The following is a 1,892-nucleotide window of genomic DNA, read 5'->3' on the forward strand; positions in this document are numbered from 1 at the left end:
AGAACTGCGTAAAACGTTGACCTATGACCGTGGACGCGAGATGTCAGAACATAAAATACTCGAAGAAGATTTAGGCATAGATGTATATTTCTGTGACCCACATTCACCTTGGCAAAAAGGCACATGCGAAAATATGAATGGTTTAATTAGGCAATATTTACCTAAAGGGATTGATTTAAATCAGGCAGATCAGCATTATTTAAATCAAGTTGCCATGTCACTGAATACTCGTCCTAGAAAGGCGTTAGATTGGCTTACACCATTAGAGAAATTTGCTCAGCTTGTTGATTATCATATGGCTTTTGAAACTGTCGCACCTCATGTTTGAATTCGCCAACAAATAAAAAATACAATTAAAATTATTTAAAAACAATAACATAATCAATTACTTTTTCAGAAAAAATTTACTTGAGTGAGCAAAATCAAGATTTAAAATTAAAATATAATATTTATGAGAGATGAATCATGCAATTACCTCAAACTCAGTCATCGCTACAATACATTCATATTTCTGTACCTGAAATTTTACTTAGTAATATACAAATTAAAAATATTTGGCAAGATTATAACCAAGAATGGAGCTATAGATTAGATCCACCTCATGCAAGCCATCCTTTCCAAAGAGATTTACATATTATTAAATCAAAAAATATTGAGAAAGAAGATATAAAAGAACCATTTGATAATTTAGTAGCTAAAAATAAACCAGAATTAAAATCTATAGTAGAAGCAGAAACCGTAATAAAAGAAATTTTAGATTTATCGGATTATATACCTATAGAAAATTGGTTAGAGGATACAGGTAATCGATCAATTATTGAAAGTATGATTGATAAAAACAAGGTTAAATTATTGGATATTATTTAATAAAAATTTAGATGTTATATTTTTTTACATCCTTATGGCTTTGTTGCATAAACATTCAAAAGCTGAGTTCTCCCCAATCCATTCAAATTTAAGACACAACTTGGGTGCGAGGTCTACCTAATTCCGTAAATCTATTCAGAACTGCCACACGCGCATGAATTTCATTGACCTGACTTTGAAAATGTCTTGCCGTCAGCCTATCACCTAATAATTTGATGCAATGCATCTTGGTTTCCACCAAACTACGACGGTGATAACCCGACCATTTTTTCCATAGGGTTCTGCCTAAATGTTTAACCGTTTGAAGTAACTCATTTCGTTCTATTGAACTTATTTTAGAATCTTTCCAGGGCTTGGCATTCTTTCTGGGTGGAATTACTGCATGTGCTTGACGATCTGAAATCACTTTTCTGCAGCACTTCGTGTCGTACGCGCCATCGGTATAGACAGAATCTATTCGCTCATCTAGTGGAATTTGATCCAGTAAATCACCTAGTACTTGTGAATCACTGACATTATTTGTAGTAAGCTGAACGGCACGTATTTGCAGTGTTTCAGCATCTATACCAATATGCAGTTTACGCCATTGCCGACGGTATTCAGGCTGATGTTTTTTACGCTTCCATTCGCCTTCACCTAAAAACTTTAAACCCGTAGAGTCGACAAGTAGGTGTAACCCATCATGACTTTTCTGATAGCTTATCGCAATATCAATATGCTTTTGTCGTCTACAAAGGGTGGAGTAATCTGGTGCTGTCCAATTCAAGCCACAGAGTTTAATCAGGCTTTGAACAAAGCCAGTAACCATACGTAAAGAAAGACGGAATAGAGATTTGATCATTAAACAGCATTGAATCGCTGTATCGGAATAAGTTTGATTTCGTCCTTGCTTGCCTTGTGGTTGTGCATACCATTGCGTCTTAGGATCAAACCAGATTGAAATATTTCCTCGCTTGATTAAAGCTTGGTTATACGAGGACCAATTGGTTGTACGATAGATTTTAGGTGTAGGCTTCTTCATCTGG

The 1,892-nt window shown here is 35.0% G+C and carries 3 protein-coding genes; 2 read left to right on the plus strand and 1 reads right to left on the minus strand.

Annotated features, from left to right (window positions below; translation table 11 throughout):
• Both J671_RS25720 and J671_RS24685 read left to right on the plus strand, forming a co-directional pair.
• The coding region (locus J671_RS25720) for an IS30 family transposase (protein ID WP_031995575.1) at nt 1–328 on the plus strand (328 nt) is incomplete at its 5' end.
• A gap of 137 nt (nt 329–465) precedes the next feature.
• On the plus strand, nt 466–867 hold the full coding sequence (locus tag J671_RS24685) for a DUF6367 family protein (RefSeq protein WP_004887676.1): 402 nt from the start codon (nt 466–468) through the stop codon (nt 865–867).
• Nucleotides 868–955: 88 nt separating this feature from the next.
• On the opposite strand, the gene J671_RS24690 is transcribed toward J671_RS24685, so the two are convergent.
• On the minus strand, nt 956–1,888 hold the full coding sequence (locus tag J671_RS24690; protein ID WP_004812228.1) for an IS5-like element ISAha3 family transposase: 933 nt from the start codon (nt 1,886–1,888) through the stop codon (nt 956–958).
• Between the last annotated feature and the right edge of the window lie 4 nt (nt 1,889–1,892).

This window comes from Acinetobacter sp. 1130196 (assembly GCF_000588095.1).
In the GTDB taxonomy this organism is placed as follows: domain Bacteria; phylum Pseudomonadota; class Gammaproteobacteria; order Pseudomonadales; family Moraxellaceae; genus Acinetobacter; species Acinetobacter nosocomialis.

Coding starts and splice junctions, on each gene's coding strand:
- J671_RS24685 (WP_004887676.1), top strand. CDS start 466: ATGCAATTACCTCAAACTCAGTCATCGCTACAATACATTCATATTTCT.
- J671_RS24690 (WP_004812228.1), bottom strand. CDS start 1,888: ATGAAGAAGCCTACACCTAAAATCTATCGTACAACCAATTGGTCCTCG.